General features: G+C 67.6%; 24 protein-coding genes and 1 tRNA gene. 17 read left to right on the top strand and 8 right to left on the bottom strand.

The features are described from left to right. Positions 1-133: 133 nt before the first annotated feature. Positions 134-649, top strand: coding sequence for a DedA family protein (locus tag HLA91_RS08505; protein ID WP_259795296.1), 516 nt, complete (start codon positions 134-136; stop codon positions 647-649). Positions 650-731: 82 nt separating this feature from the next. On the opposite strand, the gene HLA91_RS08500 is transcribed toward HLA91_RS08505, so the two are convergent. After that, positions 732-808, bottom strand: a tRNA-Pro gene (locus HLA91_RS08500). Between the two features lie 238 nt (positions 809-1,046). On the opposite strand from HLA91_RS08500, the gene HLA91_RS08495 reads away from it, so the two are divergent. From HLA91_RS08495 to HLA91_RS08460, 8 genes are all read left to right on the top strand, one after another. Beyond that, positions 1,047-1,952: a DUF881 domain-containing protein gene (locus HLA91_RS08495; RefSeq protein ID WP_102160590.1), complete on the top strand. Its 906-nt coding sequence runs from the start codon at positions 1,047-1,049 to the stop codon at positions 1,950-1,952. Next, a complete protein-coding gene (locus HLA91_RS08490) occupies positions 1,949-2,281 on the top strand; it encodes a small basic family protein (protein WP_165882709.1) in 333 nt (110 codons plus the stop codon). The genes HLA91_RS08495 and HLA91_RS08490 overlap by 4 nt, the downstream gene beginning before the upstream one ends. A 3-nt stretch (positions 2,282-2,284) precedes the next feature. Continuing rightward, entirely contained in the window at positions 2,285-3,175 is an 891-nt protein-coding gene (locus HLA91_RS08485; protein WP_102160586.1) for a DUF881 domain-containing protein, read from the top strand. A gap of 108 nt (positions 3,176-3,283) precedes the next feature. Continuing rightward, on the top strand, positions 3,284-3,688 hold the full coding sequence (gcvH, locus tag HLA91_RS08480; protein ID WP_102160585.1) for a glycine cleavage system protein GcvH: 405 nt from the start codon (positions 3,284-3,286) through the stop codon (positions 3,686-3,688). After that, complete coding sequence (locus tag HLA91_RS14275) at positions 3,688-4,719, top strand: FHA domain-containing protein (protein WP_420867887.1); 1,032 nt, start codon at positions 3,688-3,690, stop codon at positions 4,717-4,719. The genes gcvH and HLA91_RS14275 overlap by 1 nt, the downstream gene beginning before the upstream one ends. Before the next feature lie 5 nt (positions 4,720-4,724). Next, entirely contained in the window at positions 4,725-5,201 is a 477-nt protein-coding gene (locus HLA91_RS08470; RefSeq protein WP_170274313.1) for a bifunctional nuclease family protein, read from the top strand. Between the two features lie 106 nt (positions 5,202-5,307). Next, a complete protein-coding gene (locus HLA91_RS08465) occupies positions 5,308-6,708 on the top strand; it encodes a class II 3-deoxy-7-phosphoheptulonate synthase (protein WP_257995004.1) in 1,401 nt (466 codons plus the stop codon). Between the two features lie 58 nt (positions 6,709-6,766). Further along, complete coding sequence (locus HLA91_RS08460) at positions 6,767-7,792, top strand: threonine aldolase family protein (RefSeq protein ID WP_170274312.1); 1,026 nt, start codon at positions 6,767-6,769, stop codon at positions 7,790-7,792. A gap of 30 nt (positions 7,793-7,822) precedes the next feature. Here the strand turns inward: HLA91_RS08460 and pknB are convergent, their stop codons facing one another. Further along, positions 7,823-9,706, bottom strand: coding sequence for a Stk1 family PASTA domain-containing Ser/Thr kinase (gene pknB / locus HLA91_RS08455; RefSeq protein WP_170274311.1), 1,884 nt, complete (start codon positions 9,704-9,706; stop codon positions 7,823-7,825). After that, positions 9,703-10,776: a lytic transglycosylase gene (locus tag HLA91_RS08450; protein WP_338076725.1), complete on the bottom strand. Its 1,074-nt coding sequence runs from the start codon at positions 10,774-10,776 to the stop codon at positions 9,703-9,705. Before HLA91_RS08450 ends, pknB begins: the two co-directional genes overlap by 4 nt. 273 nt (positions 10,777-11,049) lie before the next feature. On the opposite strand from HLA91_RS08450, the gene HLA91_RS08445 reads away from it, so the two are divergent. After that, entirely contained in the window at positions 11,050-11,391 is a 342-nt protein-coding gene (locus HLA91_RS08445; protein WP_239557163.1) for an Rv2175c family DNA-binding protein, read from the top strand. Between the two features lie 4 nt (positions 11,392-11,395). Here the strand turns inward: HLA91_RS08445 and HLA91_RS08440 are convergent, their stop codons facing one another. After that, positions 11,396-12,523 (bottom strand): polyprenyl synthetase family protein, encoded by a 1,128-nt coding sequence (locus HLA91_RS08440; protein WP_170274308.1) that lies wholly within the window; start codon positions 12,521-12,523, stop codon positions 11,396-11,398. Beyond that, a complete protein-coding gene (locus HLA91_RS08435) occupies positions 12,520-13,116 on the bottom strand; it encodes a hypothetical protein (protein WP_170274307.1) in 597 nt (198 codons plus the stop codon). Before HLA91_RS08435 ends, HLA91_RS08440 begins: the two co-directional genes overlap by 4 nt. Positions 13,117-13,143: 27 nt before the next feature. Between HLA91_RS08435 and dinB the strand changes: the two genes are divergently transcribed. Together dinB and HLA91_RS08425 are read left to right on the top strand one after the other, a co-directional pair. Then, positions 13,144-14,394, top strand: coding sequence for a DNA polymerase IV (gene dinB, locus HLA91_RS08430; RefSeq protein ID WP_170274306.1), 1,251 nt, complete (start codon positions 13,144-13,146; stop codon positions 14,392-14,394). A gap of 136 nt (positions 14,395-14,530) precedes the next feature. Continuing rightward, complete coding sequence (locus tag HLA91_RS08425) at positions 14,531-14,941, top strand: DUF3040 domain-containing protein (protein WP_170274305.1); 411 nt, start codon at positions 14,531-14,533, stop codon at positions 14,939-14,941. 264 nt (positions 14,942-15,205) lie between these two features. Here HLA91_RS08425 and HLA91_RS08420 read toward each other — a convergent pair whose 3' ends face one another. From HLA91_RS08420 to HLA91_RS08410, 3 genes are read right to left on the bottom strand one after another with little or no spacing between them, the layout of a single operon-like run. Further along, the gene (locus tag HLA91_RS08420) at positions 15,206-17,419 is read right to left on the bottom strand and encodes a transglutaminaseTgpA domain-containing protein (protein WP_170274304.1); all 2,214 of its coding nucleotides are present in this window, start codon (positions 17,417-17,419) and stop codon (positions 15,206-15,208) included. Next, positions 17,416-18,564, bottom strand: a complete 1,149-nt coding sequence (locus HLA91_RS08415; RefSeq protein ID WP_170274303.1) for a DUF58 domain-containing protein — start codon at positions 18,562-18,564, stop codon at positions 17,416-17,418. The genes HLA91_RS08420 and HLA91_RS08415 overlap by 4 nt, the downstream gene beginning before the upstream one ends. Beyond that, positions 18,561-19,682 (bottom strand): AAA family ATPase, encoded by a 1,122-nt coding sequence (locus tag HLA91_RS08410; protein ID WP_239557033.1) that lies wholly within the window; start codon positions 19,680-19,682, stop codon positions 18,561-18,563. The genes HLA91_RS08415 and HLA91_RS08410 overlap by 4 nt, the downstream gene beginning before the upstream one ends. 356 nt (positions 19,683-20,038) lie before the next feature. On the opposite strand from HLA91_RS08410, the gene mraZ reads away from it, so the two are divergent. From mraZ to HLA91_RS08385, 5 genes are all read left to right on the top strand, one after another. After that, the gene (gene mraZ / locus HLA91_RS08405; protein WP_102160769.1) at positions 20,039-20,470 is read left to right on the top strand and encodes a division/cell wall cluster transcriptional repressor MraZ; all 432 of its coding nucleotides are present in this window, start codon (positions 20,039-20,041) and stop codon (positions 20,468-20,470) included. A 180-nt stretch (positions 20,471-20,650) separates the two neighbouring features. Then, positions 20,651-21,667, top strand: a complete 1,017-nt coding sequence (gene rsmH / locus HLA91_RS08400) for a 16S rRNA (cytosine(1402)-N(4))-methyltransferase RsmH (protein ID WP_102160562.1) — start codon at positions 20,651-20,653, stop codon at positions 21,665-21,667. After that, complete coding sequence (ftsL, locus tag HLA91_RS08395) at positions 21,664-22,233, top strand: cell division protein FtsL (RefSeq protein WP_239557034.1); 570 nt, start codon at positions 21,664-21,666, stop codon at positions 22,231-22,233. Before rsmH ends, ftsL begins: the two co-directional genes overlap by 4 nt. Before the next feature lie 80 nt (positions 22,234-22,313). Then, positions 22,314-24,311: a peptidoglycan D,D-transpeptidase FtsI family protein gene (locus HLA91_RS08390; protein WP_239557035.1), complete on the top strand. Its 1,998-nt coding sequence runs from the start codon at positions 22,314-22,316 to the stop codon at positions 24,309-24,311. Then, on the top strand, positions 24,311-25,846 hold the full coding sequence (locus HLA91_RS08385) for a UDP-N-acetylmuramoyl-L-alanyl-D-glutamate--2,6-diaminopimelate ligase (RefSeq protein ID WP_170274302.1): 1,536 nt from the start codon (positions 24,311-24,313) through the stop codon (positions 25,844-25,846). The genes HLA91_RS08390 and HLA91_RS08385 overlap by 1 nt, the downstream gene beginning before the upstream one ends.

Below are 25,846 nucleotides of genomic sequence, written 5' to 3'. Positions count from 1 at the left end.
GTTCCTCCGGGCTCAGACGGGCTCTGAGTGAATCCTAGCCCGTGGCCGGGTGGCAGCGCGGGAGCACCGGGCCGGAGCCTGGGGTAGGCAAGCTCACACCGGATGCCGGGTTCTGCAGGTGAGGAGAACCGAAGTGAGGGTCTACGATGGAGCGGTGAATCCCGCTGACTGGCCGCTGCCGCTCTTCGTCGTGTGGCTCATCATGTATGCCGTCATCATCTTCCGTGCCGGCGGCACCTACCTGCTCGGCAGGCTCGCCCGGCGCGGTGTCAGCCGCATCCAGCGGGTCGAGCGGATCATGCAGTCGGGTCGCTATCAGCACGCCGAGCAGCTGCTGCGCCGCTATGGGGCGGCAGCAGTGGCGGTGAGCTTCCTGCTCATCGGCGTGCAGACGGTCGTCAACCTCGCTGCCGGATCGATCGGCATGAGCCTGCGCCGCTATCTGCCGGCCCTGGGAATAGGCGGGGCGGTGTGGGCGCTCATCTACTCGACCGTCGGGCTCGTCGGCCTCAGCGCGGTCGCCACTGCCTACCGGGAGAACCCAGCTGTCACTCTCGGGCTCAGTGCTGTGTTCGTCGCTGCGATCGTCGGGCTGACGATCGGCCTGCGCCGCGCCGAGGCTGAGCCGGAACCGGAACCTGAGGCCTGAACCCGGCGCGAACCGTCGCAGCGTTCCCCGGCAATCCTGCAGATGCGAAAGAGCCCCGGTCGGTGACCGGGGCCCTCATCGCTGGTCGGGCTAGCGGGATTCGAACCCACGACCTCTGCACCCCCAGTGCAGCGCGCTACCAAGCTGCGCCATAGCCCGATGCCGATCATGCAGGCGGACCTGTCAATCGGCTCGTCTAACTGTATATCGGCACTTCGGCTGGAGCAAAAACTCCCGCCCGGCTGCGGCGCACCTCACAGCCGCCGCATCCGTGTCGAGGGGTCATGAGATGATCGGTCTCAGCATGCTGCTGCGCACCGGTCCCCCTGGCGGGCCTCGATGTGCTGCGCGCAGTCATGTGCGCACCCGGATGCGATGAACGAGAGGAGGCCGCCGGATGCCCGAGACGAAGCGCTTCCGGCGCGCCCGCCGGTTCGCCGAACGCCGCGTGACCTCCCGCGGCACCGACGGCCAGCGCGAGTCGTATTCGTCCTCGCTGCTCGAATCGCTGTGGCTGCGCACCCCTGAACCGGACTACGAACTGGCAGCCAAGTCCGGGGCACCGAAACGGCCGAGTACCAAGCTCATCGCCGGCATCGTCGCCGTGTTCCTCGGGCTCACCGGCTCGATCGCCGTCGTCCAGCTGACCCGCGGCAGCGGGGGAGAGCGCACGACATCGGACTACCTCATCGAGCAGATCGAACAGCGCTCGCAGGAGAACGAGGACCTCGCCGCCTCCAACGAGCGGCGCGCCGCCCGGCTCAACGAAGCACAGACAACAGCGCTCGGTGAGGATCGCAGCAGCGAACTCGACGCACTCGCCGAACGGGCCGCGCTCACCCCAGTCACCGGGCCCGGCGTGACGCTGACACTCACCGACCAGGACACGAGCGCCCTGGACAACGATCCGCGGGCGGCCCCACCGGAAGCCAATAAGGTCCACGACGAGGACATCCAGGCAGTCATCAACGCGATGTTCGCCTCGGGCGCCTACGCCGTGGCCGTCAACGACCACCGGATCACCACCACCTCGGCGGTGCGCAGCGCAGGCGGGGCGATCCTCGTCAACTACGACCCGCTGCGCCCACCGTATGAGGTCGTCGCCGTCGGCCCGGAAGACCTCATCGACCGCCTCGACCAGACCCAGGCGGCCAGCTATCTGGCCACCATCAGCAAGGACTACGGGATCGGCTACTCCGCCTCGACCTCCGCCGAGGTCACGGTCCCGGCAGCCGAGCTCTCACAATCCCGGTACGCTCAGCCGAAGGGCCAAGAACCGGCAGACTCTGAGGAGAGACAGTGATCGCGATCATCGGGCTCATCATCGGCATCATCCTCGGGATCGTCCTCGATCCCGAAGTGCCCGCCGTCATCCAGCCGTATCTGCCGATCGCCGTGGTCGCCGCCCTCGACGCGCTCGCCGGCGGTCTGCGCGCGGTGCTCTCGGGCAACTTCGACGACCGCGTCTTCGTCATCTCGTTCTTCTCCAACTCGCTCGTCGCCGCCCTCATCGTCTTCCTCGGCGACAAGCTCGGCGTCGGCTCGCAGCTGTCGACCGGCGTCGTCGTCGTCCTCGGCATCCGCATCTTCACCAACGCTGCCGCGATCCGCCGGCAGCTGTTCAAGGCGTGACCGATGGCTGATCGAGACGAAGACATGAGCGCCCAGCAGCCGAGCCCGGAGGAGCGGCCGCTGACCCGGCGCGAGGCCCTGGCCCGCGAGCAGGGCAAGCCGGTGCCCGAACCCGGTCCCGAGGCGAAGGTCGCGGATGCAGATACCGCTCCTCGTGGGCCCGGTCCCAATCCCGAGCCCGAGGACGCCGGCTCCCGGCGCGACGTCGTCGGCCGGCTCGCCAGTGCGCTGAAATTCCGGGCCAACCGCTCCCAGCTGCTGGCCGGTGTGCTGTGTGCGCTGCTGGGCTTTGCGTTCGTTGCCCAGCTGCAGCAGGCCGAGGACGCCGGGTTCTCGCAGCTGTCCGAACCCGAGCTCATCCGCATCCTCGGCGACGTCGATTCCCGCAATCAGCGCCTCGAGCAGGAATCCGCGTCGCTGCGCCGCGATGAGGACGAGCTGCGGTCATCGACGAACCAGCAGGAGGCCGCGCAGAAGCAGGCTGAGGAGCGGGCCCGGTCGATGCAGATCATCACCGGCACCGTCCCGGTGACAGGGCCTGGCGTCGATGTGACGATCACCGCCCAGCCCGGCCAGCTCAGCGCCTCGAATCTCGTGACTTTGGTTCAGGAGCTGCGCGATGCCGGGGCCGAGGCGATCGAGATCGGCGGGCACCGCGTCGTCGTGTCCACCTACTTCACCGACACCCCGACCGGCGGTCTGGAGATCGACGGCGAACCGGTGGACCTGCCGATCCGGATCCAGGCGATCGGGCAGCCGGACACGATGGACACCGCCCTGCGCATCCCCGGCGGCATCTACGACACGGTTGAGAAGCGCGGCGGTGCGATGACCATCAATCAGGAGACGAGCCTCGATATCGACAGCATCGTCCCGCAGCTGGGCAGCGGATGACCTCGCACGCGTTTTCGCATGCACGGTTTCTGTGATGTTGCTCTAGTGTTATCTTCATTCTGTTGACCAGTTATGCTGGGTACACCACAACGATGAGCAGGAGACAAAATGCCCGACCTGACCTTCCCAGCCTCACTGCGGTATTCGCGTGACCACGAGTGGGTCACCGAGACTCGTGAGGGATCTGTCGTGCGTGTGGGCATCTCCGATTTCGCGCAGGATCAGCTCGGCGACGTCGTGTTCGTCGACCTCCCCGATGTGGGTGACAGTGTCACGGCAAACGAGAACTGCGGCGAGGTCGAGAGCACCAAGAGCGTCTCCGACATCGTCGCGCCGGTCAGCGGTGAGGTCATCGCCGTCAATGAGTCCCTCGAAGACGCCCCGGAAGTCATCAACTCCGATCCCTATGGTGAGGGATGGCTCTTCGACGTCGAGCTCAGCGATGCCTCTGAGCTTGATACGCTCATGGATGCAGATGCGTACGCCGCAGCAGTGGAAAGCGAGGGAGCCTGATGTCCCAGCAGAACTACCCGCAGGATGAGGCGGGACAGACTCCGTGGTACGGCGGCGACGAGTCCGCCCGCGAACCGCGCGCTTTCCCGTACCAGACCGGTGAGAACCAGACTGACCCGAATCAGAACCAGGGCGGCTCCCATGCCGCCGGTGAGCAGCCTGCCGCCGCCTCGCAGCAGCCCGGCTACGGCGCCCAGCAGTATGGCAGCGGACCTGCCGCTCAGCAGCCGTACGGCTCGCAGCCCGGCTACGGCTCGCAGCAGCCCTACGGCGACCAGCCGCAGTACGACTCCGGTGCTCAGCCGCAGCAGTTCGGCTCACAGCCCCAGCAGCAGTACGGCTCACAGCCGCAGCAGCAGGGCAGCCAGCCGGCTTACGGTTCGCAGCCGCAGCAGGGTTACCCCCAGCAGTACGACTCCGGTGCACAGCCGCAGCAGTTCGGCTCACAGCCCCAGCCTCAGTACGGTTCGCAGCCGCAGCAGGGATACCCGCAGGACCAGCAGGGCTTCGGCTCCCAGCCTGGCTACGGGGCCCCGCAGGCGTCGGACCCGCAGCAGCAGGGCTACGGCTCGCAGCCGCAGGGCGGCCAGCCTGAAGCCGGCACGCAGGCCTCGCCGAATGCCTACGGCAACCAGCCGGTCGGCGGTCACGATCAGCCGGTGCCGAGCATCCTCGACCCGCGCACCGGTGAGATCCACCCGGTCTCCGACCTCAACCACCTGCCGGAGACCGATGCGCTCCTCGTCGTCGTCTCCGGGCCCGACGCCGGCGCGCAGATCCTGCTCGACACCGATGTGGTGACCGTCGGTCGCAGCCCGAATGCCGACATCTTCCTCGATGACGTGACCGTCTCGCGCAAGCACGCTGAGTTCGTCCGCACCCCGAGCGGATTCACCCTGCGCGATACCGGTTCGCTCAACGGCACCTACGTGGGCCGCCAGCTCATCGATTCGATCGAGCTGCAGAACGGCGCTGATGTGCAGATCGGGAAGTTCCGGATGATCTTCCAGCAGCGTCCGCGCAGCAGCTGAGCGAAATGGCCTACGTCAGCGTCGAAGTCGTCGGGGTGCGCATCGAGTTGCCCGCCAACCAGCCGATTCTGCTGCTCAAGGCCCTGTATCTGCCGCGCTATCTGCCGATCTGGATCGGCACGGCCGAAGCCAATGCCATCGGCATCGCCCAGCGCGGCCTGACACCGCCGCGGCCGCTGAGCCACCACCTCATGCTCGACATCCTCGAGTCGTACGGGGCCGAACTGACCGAGGTGGTCATCACCGGCAAGGAGAACCACACCTTCCTCGCCGAGCTGCACACCTCAGACGGAAAGACGATCGCCGCCCGCCCGTCTGACGCTGTCGCACTCGCCCTCATCGCCGAATGCCCCGTGCTGGCCGATGAGCAGCTCATCCAGGAGAACGGCATCGAAGCGCCCGAAGCAGACGAAGAGGAGGTCGCACAGTTCCGCGACTTCCTCGACCACGTCTCACCGGAGGACTTCGAAGGCGAAAGCTGAGCTTTCCCACCCCGCCGTTCGCACACCGGACACCACACCTGCGTGCCGATGCCGCCGTGAGACCATGGCCGCATCGGCATCACCATCGATCGAAGGAACACATACTGTGAACATCAGCCGCGTCTACCAGGCCGCCGGACAGGCAGAAGCCAGCGAAGAGACCATCAAAGGACTCGACGCCTGGCGCTCCATGTCGCCTCGCCAGCAGCCGACGTACGAGGATGCAGACGAACTCGCTGCCGTTCTCGAGCGGCTGCGCTCCGTTCCGCCCCTCATCTTCGCCGGTGAGGCCGACAAGCTCACCGAGCGCATCGCAGCCGCCAGCCGCGGCGAGGCCTTCGTGCTCGCCGGCGGTGACTGCGCTGAGTCCTTCGCCGACGCCGATGCCGACCGTATCCGCCGCCGGGTGCAGACCGTGCTGCAGATGGCTGCCGTGCTCACCTACGGCGGATCCCTGCCGGTGGTGAAGATCGGCCGGATGGCCGGCCAGTTCGCCAAGCCGCGCTCTTCGGACACCGAGGTGCGCGAGGGTGTTGAGCTGCCGAGCTACCGTGGTGACATCGTCAACAGCTACGAGTTCACGCCCGAAGCGCGGCGGCACGATCCTAACCGGCTGCTCGAGGCCTACAACATCTCCTCGTCGACCCTCAACCTCATCCGTGCCTTCACCACCGGCGGTTTCGCCGACCTGCGACTGGTCCACGACTGGAACCGCGGCTTCCTCGGCTCGAATCCGAACTACCACCGCTACGAGCAGATGGCCCGCGAGATCGACCGGGCGCTGAAGTTCATGGCCGCATGCGGCGCTGACTTCGACAGCCTCAAATCGGTCGAGTTCTTCTCCGCCCACGAAGCCCTGCTGCTCGAATACGAGCGGGCACTCACCCGCATCGACTCGCGCACCGGCGACCCGTACGACGTGTCCGGTCACTTCCTGTGGATCGGGGAACGGACCCGCCAGCTCGACTCCGCCCACGTCGACTTCCTCTCCCGTGTGCGCAACCCGATCGGCGTCAAGCTCGGCCCGAACGCCACCTACGATGACGCCATGGCCCTGGCAGAGAAGCTCGATCCCGAAGCAGAGCCGGGCCGACTGACGTTCATCACGCGCATGGGTGCGGAGAAGATCCGCGAAGGCCTGCCGCGCCTGCTCAGCCAGGTCGGCGACCAGCTGCCGCACGTCACGTGGGTCTGCGACCCGATGCACGGCAACACCATCACCTCGAACACCGGGTACAAGACCCGCCGGTTCGAAGATGTCATGGCAGAGGTCGCCGGGTTCTTCGACGCGCACTACGACGCCGGCACCATCCCCGGCGGCCTGCACATCGAACTCACCGGTGATGACGTCACCGAGGTGCTCGGCGGAGCCAGCGAGATCGACGACGAGGGTCTGCGCCGCCGCTACGAAACGCTCGTCGACCCGCGCCTGAACCATGACCAGTCGCTCGAAATGGCATTCCAGGTCGCCGAATACCTCACCAAACACCAGCAGGAACACGGATGACCCGCAGGCAGCCTGCCACGCTGCCTGCCACCCCACCACCAGCTCAGGAGACCGCACGATGATCGACCTGCGATCAGACACCGTCACCCGCCCGGATGCTGCGATGCGCCAGGCGATGATGGACGCCGAAGTCGGCGACGACGTCTACGGCGAAGACCCGACGATCAACGCACTCGAAGCCCGCGTTGCCGTGCTGCTCGGACACGAGGCCGGCATCTTCTGCCCCTCGGGTTCGATGACGAACATGCTCGGTGTCGCCGCACTGGTCGCACCCGGCTGGGAGCTCATCGCCGAATCCCAGGCACACGTCCTGCGCGCTGAAGCGGGCGGTCATGCCGCCCTGGCAGGAGTCACCTCCCGGACCTGGGTCTCACCCGATGGCACCTTCACCGCCGCCGACGCACTCGCACTTATGAGCCGCCCGCGCGGCTACCACCAGGTCGGAACCGCGGCGATCTCGGTGGAGAACACCCACAACTTCGGCGGCGGACGCATCGCCGACATCGACGAGCTGCGCACACTCAGGCGAGAGACCGCAGCAGCCGGTGTCGCCGTCCACATGGACGGTGCACGCCTGCTCAACGCGTGTGCGGCCACAGGGATCTCGGCAGACGAATACGGCCGGCAGGCTGACACTGTCTCCCTGTGCCTGTCCAAGGGCCTGGGCGCACCGGTCGGCAGCGTGCTCGTCGGCAGCGCGGAGATCATCGAGAAGACCCGCCTGCTGCGCAAGCGCTACGGAGGCGCCATGCGCCAGGCCGGCATCCTCGCCGCCGCAGGCCTTTACGCCCTCGACAACCACGTCGATGGCCTTGCCGATGACAATGCCCACGCCCGGCAACTCGCCGACGCACTGGCAGCGACCCGCGAGGGCATCGTCGATCCGGAGACCGTGGATACGAACATCGTCTTCCTCGACCTCAGCGATCTGGCAGTGGATGCCGAGCAGTTCGCCGCTCAGGCAGCTGAGCGCAATGTGCGGGTCTCGGTGATGGGGGAGAACAGCGTCCGGCTCGTCACCCACCGAGATGTCTCACCCGAGCAGATCGACACGGCAGCCGAGGTGCTCACCAGCCTCGTCTGAAGCTGACGGTTTCCGCGGCGGCAGCTGGGCTCAGCTGCCGTCGTCGGACTTCTTCTCCTCGGATTTCTTGTCCTCGTCCTTCTTCTCATCATCCTTCGGCTTATCGGGCTCCTTGCCCTTCGAGACCTTCAGGATGACGAGATCACCGGGGTTCTTCTTCGCAGCAGCCTTCGGATAGTGCGCGACGACATCGCCCTTCGGAGTGTGATCGCTGTAGACCTCGTCCTTGGCGATCCGCAGGCCCATCCGGGCGAGACGGCCATAGGCGACCTCATACGAGACTCCCGTGACATCCGGGATGACGAGCGGTTCAGCACCCTTGGAGACGACCAGGTCGATCTCGGTTCCCTTGGCCACCTCTTCGCCGCGCTCCAGTGACTGGGAGATGACCGAGCCCTCAGGCACGGAGCTGGAGTGCTTACGGTCGACCGCACCCACCTGCAGCGAGGCTCCCTCGATCGCCGAGCGGGCTTCGCTTTCGGTCATCTTGGACACATCGGGGGCTGCGAAGAGCTCCTCGCCCTTCGAGACCAGGACCGTGACGACGGCGTCCTTGTCGAGTTCGGTGCCGGCTGCCGGATCGGTGCCGATGACCTTCCCGGCCGGGACTGCCGTACTGAACTCCTCCCGCGTGGCAGTGGTGAAACCGGCGGTCTTGAGTGCGGAGACGACATCGGCCTGCTCCTGGCCGGCAACAGCGGCCGGCACCTCGGCGGTCGTCTCGATTGAGGCGACGGCACCCCATCCCGCCAGTGCGATGACGGCAGCTGCTGCTGTCAGGCCGAGTGCTGTGCGGGTGCGCCGGCGGCTGCGGCCCCCGTGCTCCGGGCTCTTCGCCGGAGCGGCAGACCGAGCAGCTGCGGCAGCAGCCGGAGCCAGTGGGCCAGGAGCGCCAGGCGAACTGGCGGCCTCGTCGTCTTCGTCATCGGCGAGGTAGGGGATCTCGTCAGTGCGGGCCTTCGGCTCCTTCTGCCGCGGCTCGGCCGGATCGCCGTCCTCGATGGTGATCGTGGCGGTGAGCACCGGCGCATCGACAACGGGTGCGCCGCTGCCTTCAGCGAGATCGAGCTCCTCCTCGCTCAGCTGCGTGCGCGCCTCGGCCAGCGCCAGGCGCAGCTCGCTCGCATCAGCGGGTCGGTCCTCCGGCTTGCGGGAAGTCGCCCACAGCACGATCGCATCGAGAGTCGGGCTGACCCCGGCAACCGCCTCAGAGGGCGCGGGAACTGTGTCGTGGACGTGACGGTAGGCGACCTGGATCGGCACATCGTCGGTGTAGGGCTGGCTGCCGGTGAGCATCTCGTAGAGCATGATCCCGACCGTGTAGAGATCAGTGCGCTCATCAGCGCCGGTGCGCGTGACGAGCTCGGGTGCGACATAGCCGACAGTGCCGATGAGCGTCTTCGTCGTCGTCGACGTGCTTACCGCGCGCGCCAGACCGAAATCCGCGAGCTTGATCTGCCCGTCGGTGCCGAGCAGCACATTGTCCGGCTTCAGGTCACGGTGGATGATGCCGGCACCATGGACCGCCTCGAGTGCGGCGAGGATCGCATCGGTCACGACAATCGCCTGACGCGGGGTGAGGCTGCCGCGGTGCTTGAGCTCCTTGCGCAGCGTCACCGACTCCAGGTAGTCCATCACGAGGTACACGGCCTGGCCGTCAGAGCCCTGGTCGTGGACGGCGATGAGGTTCGGGTGGCTGAGCCGGGCAGCGTGGATGGCCTCACGGCGGAACCGCTCGACGAACGTCTCGTCGTCGAGCAGGTGCTGGTGCATGACCTTGATCGCGACCTCGCGATCCAGGCGCAGGTCGGTGCCGCGGTAGACCATCGCCATGCCACCGCGGGCGATGACGGACTCGACTCGGTAGCGCTCGTTGAGAACGACACCGAGCAGCGGATCGTGCAGGGTCTTCATGATGTGCTCTCCTGGCTGCGGAATCGTTCGGCGGTCACCTGGACGTTGTGGACGAAGCGGCGCGTGTCGCGGTGCTGTCCGTGCGCCGCGACCGAGGCGAGGCCCTGGTAGTAGCCGGCCAGCGCCTCGGCTTCGGAGCCTGTGCGTTCGAGCAGCCAGCGCAGGATCGCCAGGCCGGCGCGGATGTTCTCGGCGGTGTCGAGGATGTCGACCGGTTCGCCGAGCAGCTCGGCGGCCCAGGCTCCGGCGCGCGGGGTCACCTGCATGACGCCGATCGCGTTGACCGGGGACACGACCTGCTGGCGCATCCCGGACTCCTGCTGGGCCAGGGCGGAGGCGAGGTGCTCATCGACTCCGAGGTAGTCGGCGATCCCGCGGACCATCGCGGCGATGTCGCGCTTCGGCAGTACGGGACGCTGCTGGAGGATCCACTTGTTGTGCCGGGCTGCAGCGAGCACTTCGGCCGGGTACGGGGTGCCGCGGTGGTCGGTGGGCAGCTGCGGCAGCTCGGCTGCCGGGACATGCTGCCGGGCACGGTTCGAGGTGGCCCCGGAACCGGAGAGTGCGAGCAGCTCGCCTTCGCGGATGACTGTCGAGTCGCCCATTGCGTTGGCGTCCTGCAGGGCCGGCACCGAGATCTGGTAGCGCTCGGCGATCGCTTCGAGGGTCTCGCCTGCGGCGACCCGGTGGCCGGCGGTGCGCTGCTGGTGGATGTTCTTCGCCGGCAGCGACAGGATCTGTCCAGGCCGCACCGCGCTGCGGCCGCGCAGGTCGTTGAGTTCGACGATCGCTGGGGCGGAGACTCCGTGGCGTTTGGCGATCGAGATGAGGGTGTCGCCGGTGCGGACCTTGTAGCTGCGTCCGCCGTGGGTGACCGGGATGGCCTCGCTGACCGTGCCCGAGGTGAATCCCGGCTGGGCATCGGAGGCGGGCGTGGCGCGCGGTGTGAAGGCGGGGCTGAAGCCCGGCTGCAGGTTCGGATCGGTCGTCGTTTCGGGCGCTGCAGGGGCATGCTCGTCAGCAACAGGGAGATGCTGTGCGGCCTGCTGGGATGCGAAATGCGATGCCACGGTCAACGGCGACGGGACGGCAGCCCGAGCCGTTGTCTGTCGCGCCCGTCCGTGCGGCGGGCGGTGCGATGCCCTGTTCATGTACGACCTGCAGTTCTGATGGGGGAAGACAAGCTGCGGTTACAGTTGATCCCAGCTTAACGACTGCGCTGCGCCACACGTGCGAGCATGCGCACTCGGCGTGTCGGTACTATCCTGAGATCTGTGACTGATTCAACCGCCGCTTCCGGCTCATCCCAGCAGGCAGGTTCGCCCGACCATTCTGCGCAGGCGCTGGCACTCGTCGACGAATGGCTGCCGCTGCCGGACATCGCCGAGCAGACAGGGCTGGGGATCTCGAAGGTCCGCCGTCTGGTCGAAGATCGGGCGCTTATCGGCTTCAAGCACGGTTCGCCGAAGGTCTTCAAGGTGCCCGCGCTCTTCATCGACGGCGACGCTCCGGTCAAGAACCTGCAGGGCACCCTCATGTTGCTGGCCGATGCCGGCTTCCCCGATGAAGAGGCCATCGTCTGGCTGTTCACCCCTGATGATTCGCTGCCGGGTCGGCCGATCGACCTGCTGCGCACGGGATCGAAGAAAGAGGTCCGGCGCCGCGCGCAGGCGCTGGCCGTCTGAGGACTCAGGCTGAGCGGCGCGTGAGCAGGAGCGCATACTGCGCCAGCTGCTCGCGGGCGGCATCGCTGATGCCGTGGGCGGCCAGAGCGTCGAGCCCCTGGTGGGCGGCAGTGAGCTGTGCGTCGATCTCGGCTTCGAACTTCTCCAGCGCCCCGCAGGACCCGATGAGATCCTTCATCTGCTGCAGCTCGTCCAGGCTGAGATCCGGCTGCCCGAGCCGGCGCATAAGCCAGTCGGCCTGATCGGCTGACGCATCGTCACCGTTGGACAGTGCCTGCAGAGTCAGTCCGATGAGGACGGTCTTCTTGCCCTGCCGCAGGTCATCACCGGCCGGCTTGCCGGTCACGTCTGGGTCGCCGAAGACGCCGAGTTCGTCATCGCGCAGCTGGAATGCCCGGCCCAGCGGCAGGCCGAAGTCCGAAAGCGCGCTCAGCAGCGCGGTGTCGGCACCGGCCAGGGCGGCGCCGAGCAGCAGCGGCTGCTCGACGGAGTACTTCGCTGACTTGTAGGTCAGCACTTCATCGGCGCGCGGCAACAGCTCATCACCGGCGACCGGTGCGGCCTGCAGGCGGATGTCGAGATACTGGCCGACCATGACATCGCGACGGAAGTCGTTGTGGCGGCGCACCGCCTCGGCGGTGGCCGAGGCCGCCAGCGCTGAGGCGCTGAAGAGCTCTTCGCTCAGGCTCAGGCACAGGTCCCCGGCGATGATCGCAGCGCCATCGCCGAACAGCACCGCGTCACCGGTCCAGTCACGGTCGCGGTGCATCGCCCGAAAGTACGTGTGCACGGCCGGCTGGCCGCGGCGCGTCTCGGAATCGTCGATGATGTCGTCGTGGATGAGGGCTGCGGCATGCAGTAGCTCGACCCCGGCAGCGGTGTGGGCGATGCCGGATTTCGCGGCGTCGGTGCCGCCAGCCAGCTCGTAGCCCCACCAGGTGATGAGTGCCCGGATCCGCTTGCCCTTGGCGCTGAATGCGCAGATCGGGTCGATGAGCTCATCGGTGACCGGTGAGATCTCGGCCATGCGCGCGGCGGTGGTCTGCAGGTGCTCGTCGATGACGGCGTCGACTGCGGCGATGACCTCGTCTGCGGGTGTGAGTGCGGTGACGGTGGTGGCGGCTGCGCTCATCGCAGCACGACCCCGCCGACGGTGACCTGTCGATTGTTGGTGTCATCGTCAGGTCCGGGCCCGACGGTCAGGGACAGGGTCTGGTCGTTCTTGGTGTCGTGGAAGGTCTGCGTGGTGACGTCGCCTTCCTTGGCGGCGTCGCCGACTGTCTCGAAGCCCTTGTCTTTGAGGGAGTCGGTGTAGAACTTGATGATCTCCTCTTCGGACTTCTCGCTCAGCTGGACGAGGGACACGCCGATCCGCTCGCTGTCAGCCTGCGGATTCTCGGCTTCAGCGCCGTCCTCACCTTCGGGTGCCTCAGTAGCCTCAGCCTCTTCGCCCTCAGCAGCCTGCTCGTCGGCAGGGCTGAGGGTGGAGGAGACGATCTCGGCTTCAGGCAGCGGCTCGATCGTGTCCGGGAAGCCGTCGATGAGCTCGCCGTATGCGGTCTGCTCGTCACCGTCTGCGGCTTCGGTCTCCTCATTCTCAGCGGCAGCGGTTTCCGTGGCTGTCTGCTCCTCGGACTCAGGGGTATCGTCTCCGGTGCAGCCGGAGAGGATGAGCGCGGCGGAGACTGCGAGGGCCGAAGTCGTCAGAGCAGTGCGTTGTATCATGCTTCCAGACTAGCGCCCAGGAGAGACATGAGTCGAAAGCAGCTCGCCCGCTCGGGCGGAGATCTCGCGGCGCTCGGCACCGACGACACCGGATGCACCATGTTGCACCTGGACATGGACGCCTTCTTCGTCTCCGTCGAACTGCTCACCCGGCCCGAGCTGCGCGGCACACCGGTCATCGTCGGCGGCCGCGCCGGCCGCGGTGTCTGCGTGTCAGCCAGCTACGAGGCCCGCGAGTACGGGATCCACGCCGCGATGCCGATGTCACGTGCGGTGCAGCTGTGCCCGCAGGCCACCGTCATCCCGCCCTCTCGTGGTGCCTACTCGCACTACTCACGGCAGGTCTTCGACATCATCGCCGAAGTGACCGACGAGTTCACCAAGGTCAGCGTTGACGAGGGATATGTCGACGTCACTTCCGCGCTGCGCCGGCTCGGCCGGCCAGCCGACATCGCCGCCGGCCTGCGCGCAGAGATCACCAAGCGCACCGGGCTGACCGCCTCGATCGGGGTAGCCGCGACGATGGTGGTCGCCAAACTCGCCTCCGCCCGGGCCAAGCCCGACGGGCTGCTCGTCGTCCCGGTCGCGCGCACCCAGCAGTTCCTAGCCCCGATGCCGATCGAAGCGCTGCCTGGGGTGGGAGCGAAGCTGGAGGAGACCCTGCGCAGGTACGGCATCACGACGATCGGCCAGCTGGCCGACGCCGATGCCGGCTGGGCGGCGCAGACTCTCGGATCCTTCGGTGCGACGGTTCACGGTTTTGCCCGCGGTATCGACTCGCGCACCATTCACGACTCCGCCAAGGAGCACACGGTCAGCGCCGAACACACCTTCCCTGCCGACATCGCCGACCTGCCCAGCCTCGAGCGCGAACTGCTGCGGCTGGCCAACGGGGTGGCAGGGCGTCTGCGTCGCGAGGAGATCGTGACAGGGACGGTGGGCCTGAAGTTCCGGCTGCACGACTTCCGCACCTTCAGCCGGCAGGTCACACTCCCGGCGCCGACCGATGTCGCAGCTGAGATCCATGCCGCGCTGCTGCCGCTGCTCAGACGCCTCTATGCCGAGCACCGCGAACCGGTCCGCCTGCTGGGTCTGCGCGCAGCCGATGTCATCGATCGCGATGCTGCCGGACGACAGGCCACCCTCGATGAGCCAGACCGCTCTCCGCGCGATGCTGAAGTCGCCCTCGACGAGGTGCGCAGGAAGTTCGGCAACGCCGTCATCGGGCAGGCGTCCTTGCTGGAACCGCGGCGCGGAGAGACGACCGACGGGCAGTGATCTCCCATCCATCGGCGTCTGGGCTGTGAACCTGGTCAGAGTATGCTCGCCAGGTCAATTCCGAGATGCCGAAACAGGGTCGAAAGGACTATCATTGAGGTACGACTTTTCGAGCGCGCAGGTGAAGGGGGCTACCATGCCACTCTCAGAACATGAACAGCAGCTACTGGACCAGCTTGAGCAGCAGCTGCGCAGTGAGGACCCCCGCTTTGCCCAGAACATCTCGCAGCCGCGTCCGTCCGGCGGGGGATCGGTTTCAGCCAAGCGGTTCGTCATCGGCGTGCTCGGCCTGCTGGCGGGCATCGCCATCACGATTGCCTCCATCTACTTCTTCGGCATGCCGTTCGGCGCTGTCGGCGGTGTCATCGGATTCGCGGTGATGGTCGCCAGTGGTTACTGGGCCGTCAACGGCGGGTCCGGCAGCGCACCCAAGGGCAACGTCCAGAACGCCACGACCGCCAAGGCCTCAGCCGGCAGCACTGCAGGATCCAGCAGCTTCATGGATCGTCTCGAAGACCGCTGGGAGAAGCGCCGCCGCGGAGAATGATCCGCCTGCCCCAGATTTCTCTGACAACAGATCCCGCTCGGCACCACCGGCGGGATCTTCTCTTTGCCTCAACCTCAGGCCGATGCGCGCCGCAGAAGCTTCCGTCAGGAGTTCCTGCCGTGGACATCCGCGGCTAATGAGCGGATTTCGCAGGCGATATCAGAGCATAAGCCGGTGCCGGAATGAGCACCAGCCGGATCCTGCGCTCTGCAGGACCCGGCTGGACGCCGTGCCCATGGTGCAGGCGATGCCTGCGGACAGTGGCTAGCGGCGGTGGAACACGCTGGCTGGCCACAGGCGGGCAAGCAGCGAGGTGCTGCGCGGGGCCACGCGATCGTAGTGCGCGCGAACCGACTCGACGGCCTCATCGATACCGGCCTTGTCGATGTGCGGCGCCGCATGCTTGAGGTCGCTGCGCGAGCGGTCGAGATAGCGCGCCTGGTCGACAGCCTCTCCGAGATCCTCGAACACAGCCGGCAGGTAGTCGGCATCGCCGTCGGCCGACTGCTCGGCAACTGCATTGCGCAGCTCGTTGAGGTGCTCGCGCACCGGCAGCGAAGAGGCCGGCGCCAGCTTGTAGTCGACGCCGAGGGCATGGATCTCCTCCCACACCGACTCGGGGTCAAGCGGCTCACCCAGACGCTTGCGGCGCTGCAGGATGCGCACCAGCGCCGGCAGTGCGGCCAGCAGGAGGACGGCCAGGATCGCCAGCGGGATCCACCACAGGGACATGCCTTCGGAATCGGCGTCGGATCCAGCGGTCTCGTCCTCGGCTGCCGGAGTGGTCTCTGCAGCTGTCGGCTCCTCGGTGTCCTCTTCTGTGGTCTCCTCGGTCGGCTCTTCCGTCGGCTCGTCCTCAGCACCTGCGCTGCCGTCGGTCTGCGACCACGGCGGGGGAGTGCCGGCCGGGCCGCCGGGGGTGGGCTCGAAGCGCACCCAGCCGATGCCGTCGAAGTACAGCTCGGGCCAGGCGTGCGCATCCGACATCGCCACCTCATAGGCGTTCTCCCCGGTCTCCTCACCGGGAGCGAACCCGACGGCGATGCGGGCAGGGATGCCGAGCGAGCGTGCCATCGCCGTCATCGCCCCGGAGAACTGCACACAGTAGCCGGCCTTCTCCGACAGGAAGTCAGCGATCGCATCGCTGGAGGCTTCCTCAGGTGCGTCGAGGGAGTACTCGAACTGATCCGAACGGAAGTACTCCTGCAGCATGACGGCCTGCTCCCACTGATTGCGGGCACCGGCGGTGACTTCGTCAGCGGTGTCGCCGACGACGGCGGGCATATCATCGGGCAGCGCGAGGGTGTCAGCGAACTGGCCTGCCGAGACCGGCTGGGAGGATTCGAGCTCCTCAGCCGTCGGCTCGACCGAGGTGTAGGTGACGCTGTACTCCTGATCGGCGGCGATCTCTCCGTTTCCGACGATCGTGAGCGTGTCCTTGTCGAAGATCCAGCGCCGGGACACCCCGTCGATCTGCGACGGCGCATACGGCGCAGGCAGATAGGACTGGTCGAAGCCGCCGACGTTGACATTCATCGTCTGCTCAGTCGTCGTCGTATCCGTGCTGACGCCCTGCGGGTTCGGCAGCCCGTCCACCGCGATGGCGAAGGGGTCGATGTCGAACTCGGCTGGCTTCCATGTCTGCCCGTCGAACTCCGAGACCGAGGTCAGCCGGATCGGCGGCTGCAGCGGGTCGCTGCTGGAATAGGCGAAGACCGGTTTGTCGCTCTGATCGGCGAGGTTGCTGCGCAGATCGAGAAACGGGTTGACGACGGTGATGTCGGCCTGCTGCGACTGCCGGGGCGGGCGCACCGAGACATCGGGCAGCAGCACCGGGATGCCGACGCCGAGCAGCAGCGCCAGACCGCCGGCAAGCAACGGGGGCAGCGGGCCGAACGACTCCGCCTGCTCGAAGTACGGGGCGAGCATGAGCACGATGAACGCAGCACCGACGGCAGCGAAGTGCCACCACCGCAGCTCATTGGGTGCCAGGAACACCGGGATGCAGTAGACGAGCAGCAGCAGCACACCGGCGACCTTGGGCACATGCAGATCGGAGACGAGCCCGTCGATGAGCATGGTGATGAGCCCGAAGCCGACGATGAGGATCGTCGTGAAGCCAGGAGTCGAATCGGCAGGCGCGATGACCTTGTACATGTCGTCGATGCCGCTGCCGAGCTGAGCGAACAGCTCGAGCATCGACCCCGGCGTCGGCAGGATCCCGAACGCCAGAGTGTGCGGCACACACAGGATGAGCACGGTGATGAGGCCGATGACCAGCTGCAGCAGCACCGTCAGGCCAGAAGCCTGGATGCGGGAGCTCATGCGCAGCAGCGCACCGGAGAGTGCGACGACGAGCACGATGATGAGCACCGGCGGCAACCAGTTGAAGTCGATGAACACACTCCACATCGCCACCGCCAGCAGGGACATCGAGGCGATGACGGCCAGAGTGCCGATCCACTGACGCGAGTTCACCTGCGCCTCCTTCCCAGTCGCTTCCATTCCTGCGGGATCGCATGCCCGGTGGCGCACACACCGTCGACACCGCCGGCGTCGAGGTCGAGGTCGGCGGCGATGAGCCGGCGGCTGCGGGTGCCCCGCGGCAGGGCCGACTCCAGTGCGCTCGCCCGCTGTGGGGTCATCGCGCACACCGCGACATCGGCAGCACCGGAGGCCCCGCGCAGGGTGCCCGGGAGTTCGGTGCCGCCGGTCTCGTAGCTGGCCAGGGCCAGGCGCAGGCGCTCGGCCCCGCGGGTCTCGCGCACCGGATGCAGCGTGCCGTCGATGCAGCACAGCACCTCGTAGCCGGCGGAGAAGTACACCGAGGCCAGCGACTGGACGGCTGAGATGAGCACCTCGGCGGCCGGATCGGGATGCTCCCCGGCACCGGCGGTGTCGAGCAGGATGACCGCGAACGGATGTTCCTCTTCGGCTTCGTGGCGGACCATGAGCTCGTCATGGCGGGCAGTCGACGTCCAGTGGATATGGCGCAGGTCGTCACCGGGGACGTACTCGCGGGTGTCGAAGTCCCGGCTCGTGCCCCCGCGCAGTGCGCGGGAGGTGTCGGCCATCGGCTGGGCGAGCCCGGCCTTGGGCGGCCTGGGCATCTGCTCCAGGCGCGGGGCGACGGCGATGTCGTAGCCGCGCAGCAGCGTGTGCGAGACCGCCGAGAGCCCGAAGGGGCCCTCAAAGGACACGGCAACCCCGTCGACGCCGCTGACCCCGCGCTGGGTGGGGGTGCATTCGGCCTCGACGGTCACTGAGGACGAGGCGCCGATGCCCGGCACCCGGACGCCCTGGTCCTCACCGAGACCCGGCCGGAAGGCCAGGTCGACGCCGAAGGGGCCGATCGGCAGCGGGGTCCGGTTGCGCAGGGCCGCGCGCAGCAGCAGCGGGCGGCCCACCTCGGCGACGGGGGTGCCGTCGACGCTGCGGACAGCCGCTGAGAGTGTGACCTCCATCCGGCGGCTCGTGATGATCGCCAGCAACAGGCTGAGGGCGACGAGCCCGATGAGCAGGATCCCGGCCGGCAGCATGCCCGGCAGTGAGAACCGGTACGCGGAGATGATGAGCGCGATGCCGGCGATGAGGAAGACGAACCCCGAGGTGGTGAGCCTCATGAGCGCACGGGCGTGCGGCTCAGCGTCGCCCGGATGATCTCCGCTGCGTGGTCGTGGTCCTCCCCGTCATGGGTGATGATCCGGTGGGCGAGCACGTCCACGGCCAGCGCCTGGACATCGGCCGGGGTGGCGTAGCCGCGGCCGTGCAGCACTGCATGGGCCTTCGCTGCGCGCAGCAGCTGCACGCCGCCGCGCGGGGAGGAGCCCAGTGCCACGGCCGGGTCGTTGCGGGTGGCTTCGAGCAGGGCGACGATGTAGGCGCGCAGCTCGTGGGTCGCGCCGATGTGGCGGACGATCTCGCGGGCCTGCATGATCTCATCGAGCGAGGTCACCGCCGGCAGCTTGGCCAGCGGGTCGTGGTCGACGTGGTGGTCGAGCAGCTCGATCTCCGAGGCCTGATCGGGGTAGCCGATCGACACACGGGCGGTGAAGCGGTCGCGCTGGGCTTCGGGCAGCGAATAGGTGCCCTCCATGTCGATGGGGTTCTGGGTGGCCACGACCATGAACGGCGCCGGCAGGGGATAGGTGGTGCCGTCGATGCTGGCCTGGGATTCGGCCATGCACTCCAGCATCGCCGACTGGGTCTTGGGCGAGGCGCGGTTGATCTCATCGGCGATGACGATGTTGGCGAACACCGGGCCGGGCCGGAACTCGAAGTGGCGGGACTCCTGGTTGAACAGGTTGACGCCGATGACATCGCTGGGCAGCAGGTCCGGGGTGAACTGGATGCGCTTGACCGAACCGTCGACGACCCGGCCGAGCGACTTGGCCAGCAGCGTCTTGCCGACACCGGGCACATCCTCAAGCAGCAGGTGGCCGCCGGCCAGCAGCGTGATGAGCGCGATCTGCACGACCCGGTCCTTGCCGTCGAGCACCGAGTTCATCGCCTGGCGGGCGTTCTCGGCGATCCGCTGGACATGCTGGATGCGCGGATCAACGCCCTGCTGGCCTGCCGGGGCCGCCGGCTGGCTGCTGATGAACGGAGCCTGGGCTCCGCTCGGCTGCGACCCGACCGCCGATGAACCGTGGGCGGGCTGCTGCGACTGTGGGACGGGATAGCCGGACTCGCGGGCCTGGCGGCGCGAAAGCGGCTGCTGCGGATCGCTCGGAATGCTCATAGGCTCCATTGTCCCCGACGAGGCGGTTCGACTCCACCTCACCCGCCTCTCCACCCCTCTCCACCCCTCACCCCACTTCCCACCACCGGCCACCCCACATCCCTCCACACAGCCCCCAGAACCCGCCAAATCAGGCCCGCGACCGCCCCGGCGACGGCCGCAAGCGCCCTGCAGCCCGCCCAGCCACCGCCTCGGGCACGGGTTCTCTGCCCAAAAACCCCACTTTCCACCACCTATCTGACCAGCGAAAACAGAGAGAAATTGGCCAGACATAGGCAGATGTATAGAAAAGGTGGGGGGAAGTGGAGTACAGTGGTTGCTATCGGAACCAGATGGTTTCGAAAGGGGTGAGCGACATGTTCTTGGGGACGCATCTCCTGCGCCTTGATGACAAAGGTCGGCTCATCCTGCCTGCGAAGTTTCGCAACGAGCTTGAGAACGGTCTCGTTCTCACCCGCGGCCAGGAGCGCTGCCTCACCCTGTTCTCCACGCGGGAGTTCGAGACCGTCCACGAGCAGATGCGATCGGCGCCGATGACGAGCAAGGAAGCGCGGGACTACCTGCGCGTCTTCCTCTCCGGAGCCTCCGCAGAACAACCGGATAAGCAGGGGCGCATCACCGTTCCGCAGATCCTGCGCCGCTACGCCGGCCTGGATCGCGACGTCGCAGTCATCGGCATGGGCAACCGTGCAGAGATCTGGGATGCACCGACATGGGAGACCTACCTGGCAGAGACCGAGCAGGGCTTCGCCGATCGGTCCGACGAGGTGATTCCCGGTGTGATCTAGTCGCTGGGCTGAGATCCTCGCCCGCCTGGTGGTTTTGGGATACTTCCCCGGTTCCAAAGCCCTCCGGTCCTGACGCACTTCCCCGGTGGCAGGGCACAGGCGGACGAGGTTCTGGTCCCAGCGGCACGCAGCACCACCGCGACCAGCACCATCACCGCTCGACGATGAAGAGGAGGAGACATGGCACAGGCACCGCACACCCCCGTCCTGCTTGAGCGCTGTGTCGAGCTCCTGGGCCATGGGGTCGCCGCCGCCGAGGCGGAGGGCACCACCCCGGTCATCGTCGACGCAACGCTCGGGGCAGGTGGGCATTCCGAGGGCATCCTCGAAGCCTTCCCACAGGTCCAGCTCATCGGCATCGACCGCGACCCGACAGCTCTCGAGATCGCCGGCAAGCGCCTGGCCGGATACGGAGAGCGCTTCCAGGCTTTCCACGCCACCGACGACGAGATGGCCTCGGTTATCGCCCGTGCCGGGCACACCGGAGTCAGCGGGGTGCTCTTCGACCTCGGGGTCTCCTCGATGCACCTCGACGAAGACGCCCGCGGCTTCAGCTACGCCCGCTCCGCTCCGCTGGACATGCGCATGGATCCCGGTGATGAGCTCACCGCCGCCGAAGTGCTCAACACCTACCCGGAAGCTGAGCTCACCCGCATCCTGCGCGACTACGGCGAAGAACGCTACGCCCGCAAGATCGCCCGCGTCATCGTGACCGATCGCGACGAGACGCCGTGGGAGACCTCCGATCAGCTCGTGGCGATGCTCCAGCGCGTCATCCCGCAGCCGGCCGGGCAGCGCAACCGCTCACATCCGGCCAAGCGCACCTTCCAGGCCCTGCGCATCGAGGTCAACGCCGAACTCGACATCCTCCGCTCAGCACTGAACCAGGCACTCGAAGCCGTGCACGTCGGCGGAGTCGTCGTCGTCGAGTCCTACCAGTCCCTGGAGGACACGATCGTCAAGCGCGCCTTCCGGGCAGGACTCGAAAGCCAGGCACCAGCCGACCTGCCGGTCATCCCACCGGACCTGCAGCCGTGGCTGAGCGCGCTGACCCGCGGGGCCGAGAAGGCCCCGGCAGAGGAGATCGAGATCAACCCGCGGGCCGCCTCCGTGCGCCTGCGGGCCGTACAGAAGACCCGCCACACGGATACCAAGAAGACAGCAGCATCGCAGATGAAAGGTGACCGTTCCTCATGAGTCCCGTCGCCCGCGCCGTCACGACCTCCGCCGCCCCATCCCGCCCGGCACGCTCACTCACCGCGCCGCTGACCCGCAGCGAGGCCTCCCGCCTCAAGCTCATCGTTCCGGGCCTGGCCAAGCGCCGCACACCTGCCAGCCTCGTGTTCGTCGGGCTGCTGCTCTTCGGTCTGGTCGCCGTGCTGCTTTTGAACATCTTCATCTCCCACAGCTCCTTCCAGGTCGAGAAGCTCACCGCCGAACAGCGGGCGCTGCACAGTGAACGCGACCGGCTCACCGAGGACATCTCCTACCGCGAAAGCCCGCAGTCGATCACTAAAGCGGCCGAGGAGATGGGCATGCACCAGCCGACGCATGTGAAGTACCTGCGCCTGTCCGACGGGTCCGTTATCGACCCCGGAGAGGTGCCGGCTCTCAGCGAAGGCTCAGCAGAAAAGGTGCCGGGCCCGCGTGCCGATACCCGTGAAGCCGTCCGCCCGAACCTACGATCAGATGAGAAGCTCCCGGCCGTCGGCGACTCCGGCGCAGAGGAGCTCAGCCCGCCGCAGCTCACCGTCCCGCGCTGACACCGGAACCGGTGCTCGGGGGCCGCAGACCACACAGGCCGAACAGCCAGAGAGCCGGACAGCAAGGGGGAGCAGACGTCATGGGCAAGCCGCAGAAGCGGAAGACCGCCGCACGCACCGGCGCTTCCCCGCGGCGACGACCCGCCAGCCGGTCAGCGAAGCGACCAGCCCGCACCGGCAGCGGTGGCGCGCGGGCAGCTGGCAGCACTCGCGCCTCCGGCAGCACCTCGCGCAGCACGACAGCCACCGCCCAGAAGAAGCCTGTCCGCCGGACCACCGGACCCAAGCGCACACCGGTGACAGCGAAGCCGAAGACCCGTACGCCCAAACCGGCCCGGGTGGCCGACCCGCAGAAGCGGATGAAGTTCCTCGCCATCTGCGCCGTGCTTCTCATCATCGCGATCACCGGCAAGCTGTTCTACATCCAGGGGATGGACACCCGCAGGCTCGCTGAGCGGGCACTCGACTCCCGGCTCGTGACCCTGTCCCTGCCGGCCTCCCGCGGCGTCATCCTCGCCGCCGACGGCACCGTGCTGGCCGACAACGCGGTGCGCTACCGGCTGGTCGCCGACCAGCAGAACGTCGGCAAGTACAAGAACAAGGACGGCGTCATCATCGGTGCCTGGGGTGCCGCCGAACAGCTGGCAGAAGACCTCGACACCGATCCGGGCCTGCTGTATCCGATGCTGCACGGCGACCGGCAGTGGTCGGTCGTCGCCGATGGCATCACCGCCGAGGTGTGGCAGGCGATCAAGGCCCGCGACATCCCCGGCATCACCGCCGACGAGTACGCCATCCGCTCATACCCGGCCGGTGCGGTCGGCGGCAATCTGCTCGGCTTCGTCGGCTCCGACGGGCAGGCGCTGGCCGGCCTCGAACTCCAGCATGACGGCACCCTGCGCGGCCGCGACGGCGAACAGCAGTACGAGCGCGGCCTGTCCGGCGACATCATCCCGCTCGGCGACTCGAACATCACCCCAGCCCAGAACGGCCAGGGCCTGCAGCTGAGCCTCGACTCCGATGTGCAGTACTACGCCCAGCAGGCGATCGCCGACCAGGTCAAGAAGCACGAAGCCGAATGGGGCACCGTGACGATCTTCGAAGTCGGCACCGGACGGATCATCGCCGCCGCCGAAGCCCCGAGCGTCGACCCGAACAACCCCGGCAAGGCTGATGCCGAAGACCGCGGATCACGGATCTTCTCCGGCTCCTTCGAACCCGGCTCGACTGCCAAGATGGTCACCGCCGCAGCGCTGCTCGACACCGGCAAAGCCACCCCGACCGACAAGTTCGTCGTGCCCGAAAAGTGGAAGGCACCCAACGGCGAGGAGTTCCGCGACTCCAGCAGCCACCCGGACCAGAAGCTCACCGTCGCCGGGATCTTAGAAGAGTCTTCGAACACCGGCACGATCCTCTCCGGCGACAAGCTCTCCCTTGAGGAGCGCTACGAGTATCTGACGAAGTTCGGCTTCGGCCAGCCCAGCGGCATCGACTTCCCCGGCACCACCCGCGGCCTGCTCTACCCGCCGGATGAATGGGACGGCCGCACCAAGTACACCGTCATGTTCGGCCAGGGCGTGGCAGCCACCTCACTGCAGACGACCGGGGCGATGGCCACCATCGCCAACGGCGGGAAGAAGGTCGCCCCGCAGCTCGTGACCGGCACCGTCGACGATTCCGGCCGCGTGACCGATATCGCACCAGCCGATCCCGAACAGGTCATCAGCGAAAAAGCGGCAGGCGAACTCATGCGCATGCTCGAAGGCGTCGTCGCCGAGGGCACCGGCCAGTCCGCGCAGATCCCCGGCTACCGGGTGGCAGGCAAGACCGGCACTGCGCAGGCGCCGAATGAGAACGGACCCGGCTATGACGGCTACACTGCTTCCTTTGTCGGTGCGGCACCGGCCGAGGACCCGAAGATCGCTGTGTCAGTGACCCTGCAGCGGCCCCGCAAGGGCTACTACGGCGGCACCGCAGCGGCCCCGGTGTTCTCCGACGTCGCGGGATTCACCCTGCGTCATATGGGTGTGCCACCATCGACCGAGGAACCCGATCTCTACCCAGGGGAATGGAAGTAATGCGGATCACCGAACTGCAGCTGCCGGACGACGTCGCGGTCACCGGCCCGGCCGACACCGAGGTGCACGGCGTCAGCCACGACTCGCGGCAGACCCAGCCCGGCTGGCTGTACGCGGCCCTGCCCGGCGCCAACGTCCACGGCGCCCAGTTCGCCCCATCCCTCATCACCGCAGGCGTCCGGGCAATCCTCACCGACCCGGCCGGCCAGCAGATGATCGAAACCGCCCTCGCTGCCGACTCGGCAGCCCCGGCCCTCGATGAGCTGTGCCTGCTCATCACCGAGAGCCCGCGCGCACGCCTGGGCAGCATAGCCGCCCAGATCTACGGCACCGACCCGGATGTTCCACAGCTGCTGGGCATCACCGGCACCAACGGCAAGACCACGACGAGCTACATCCTCGACGGCCTGCTCACCGCCCTGGGACGGACCACCGGGCTCATCGGCACCGTCGCCACGACAATCGCCGGGCAGACGCAGCCAGCCGTGCGCACCACACCTGAGGCCCCTGAGCTGCACGCCCTGTTCGCCCGCATGCGCTCAGCCGGCGTCGACACGTGTGCGATGGAGGTCTCCTCCCACGCCCTGGCCCAGCACCGCGTCGACGGCGCGCACTTCCCTGTTGCCGGGTTCACCAACCTCAGCCAGGACCACCTCGACTTCCACGCCAGCATGGAGGAGTACTTCCAGGCCAAGGCCACCCTGTTCACCCCGGCGTTCTCCGACCGCGGGGTCATCATGCTCGCCGATGACTACAGCCGCCGCCTGGCGGCCATCGCCGAGGTGCCGGTCGCCACGATCTCCCGCGAGACCGCCGAGAACCCCACCTACCTCATCGCCGACGAGTCCGGCCCGCACTTCACCCTGCACACACCAGCCGGAACACTTCCCGCCCGCGCCCCGCTGCCGGGCAGCTTCAACGTCGCCAACACCGCCCTGGCCCTGGCCCTGCTGCTCGAATCCGGCACCGACCTCGACGCGCTGGCAGCCGTCGCCGGCTCCTTCGAGGTCACCGTGCCCGGACGCATGGAACAGGTCAACGGCGCAGCCCCGCTGGCCGTCGTCGACTACTCTCACACCCCTGACGCCATCACCCAGGTGCTCGGCGGCCTGGCCGAATCCGGCCGCCCGCTCGTCATCGTCTGCGGCGCCGGCGGCGACCGCGACCCCTCCAAGCGCGCCGATATGGGTGCTGCCGCTGCCCGCGGTGCCGACGTCGTCATCGTCACCGACGACAACCCCCGCTCCGAAGACCCCGCCGCCATCCGCGCTGCGGTGCGCTCCGGTGCCGAGGCGGCCCGCGCCTCGGGAACGGCCCGCGCCACCCGCATCGAGGAGATCCCCGCCCGGTCTGAGGCGATCATCGCCGGCGTCGCAGCAGCAGGGGAGACCGGCACCCTTCTCGTGGCCGGGAAGGGGCACGAGACCGGCCAGGAGATCGGCGGGGTCGTCCACCCCTTCGATGACCGAGAACACACTCGCCGGGCCTGCGCTTCACGGCCTTCGGGCGTTGCAGCAGGTAGAGTTCAGGATTGA

Origin of the sequence: Brevibacterium luteolum, from assembly GCF_013004595.1 — a bacterium.
GTDB lineage: Bacteria > Actinomycetota > Actinomycetes > Actinomycetales > Brevibacteriaceae > Brevibacterium > Brevibacterium luteolum.
This window is presented reverse-complemented; position numbering and strand designations above follow the sequence as displayed.

Bases quoted from the DNA above. Each gene is read 5' to 3' on its own strand.
- HLA91_RS08495 (WP_102160590.1), top strand. From the start codon at position 1,047: ATGCCCGAGACGAAGCGCTTCCGGCGCGCCCGCCGGTTCGCCGAACGC.
- HLA91_RS08485 (WP_102160586.1), top strand. From the start codon at position 2,285: ATGGCTGATCGAGACGAAGACATGAGCGCCCAGCAGCCGAGCCCGGAG.
- gcvH (WP_102160585.1), top strand. From the start codon at position 3,284: ATGCCCGACCTGACCTTCCCAGCCTCACTGCGGTATTCGCGTGACCAC.
- HLA91_RS14275 (WP_420867887.1), top strand. From the start codon at position 3,688: ATGTCCCAGCAGAACTACCCGCAGGATGAGGCGGGACAGACTCCGTGG.
- HLA91_RS08470 (WP_170274313.1), top strand. From the start codon at position 4,725: ATGGCCTACGTCAGCGTCGAAGTCGTCGGGGTGCGCATCGAGTTGCCC.
- HLA91_RS08460 (WP_170274312.1), top strand. From the start codon at position 6,767: ATGATCGACCTGCGATCAGACACCGTCACCCGCCCGGATGCTGCGATG.
- pknB (WP_170274311.1), bottom strand. From the start codon at position 9,706: ATGAAGACCCTGCACGATCCGCTGCTCGGTGTCGTTCTCAACGAGCGC.
- HLA91_RS08440 (WP_170274308.1), bottom strand. From the start codon at position 12,523: ATGAGCGCAGCCGCCACCACCGTCACCGCACTCACACCCGCAGACGAG.
- HLA91_RS08435 (WP_170274307.1), bottom strand. From the start codon at position 13,116: ATGATACAACGCACTGCTCTGACGACTTCGGCCCTCGCAGTCTCCGCC.
- dinB (WP_170274306.1), top strand. From the start codon at position 13,144: ATGAGTCGAAAGCAGCTCGCCCGCTCGGGCGGAGATCTCGCGGCGCTC.
- HLA91_RS08425 (WP_170274305.1), top strand. From the start codon at position 14,531: ATGCCACTCTCAGAACATGAACAGCAGCTACTGGACCAGCTTGAGCAG.
- HLA91_RS08415 (WP_170274303.1), bottom strand. From the start codon at position 18,564: ATGAGGCTCACCACCTCGGGGTTCGTCTTCCTCATCGCCGGCATCGCG.
- HLA91_RS08410 (WP_239557033.1), bottom strand. From the start codon at position 19,682: ATGAGCATTCCGAGCGATCCGCAGCAGCCGCTTTCGCGCCGCCAGGCC.
- mraZ (WP_102160769.1), top strand. From the start codon at position 20,039: ATGTTCTTGGGGACGCATCTCCTGCGCCTTGATGACAAAGGTCGGCTC.
- rsmH (WP_102160562.1), top strand. From the start codon at position 20,651: ATGGCACAGGCACCGCACACCCCCGTCCTGCTTGAGCGCTGTGTCGAG.
- ftsL (WP_239557034.1), top strand. From the start codon at position 21,664: ATGAGTCCCGTCGCCCGCGCCGTCACGACCTCCGCCGCCCCATCCCGC.
- HLA91_RS08390 (WP_239557035.1), top strand. From the start codon at position 22,314: ATGGGCAAGCCGCAGAAGCGGAAGACCGCCGCACGCACCGGCGCTTCC.
- HLA91_RS08385 (WP_170274302.1), top strand. From the start codon at position 24,311: ATGCGGATCACCGAACTGCAGCTGCCGGACGACGTCGCGGTCACCGGC.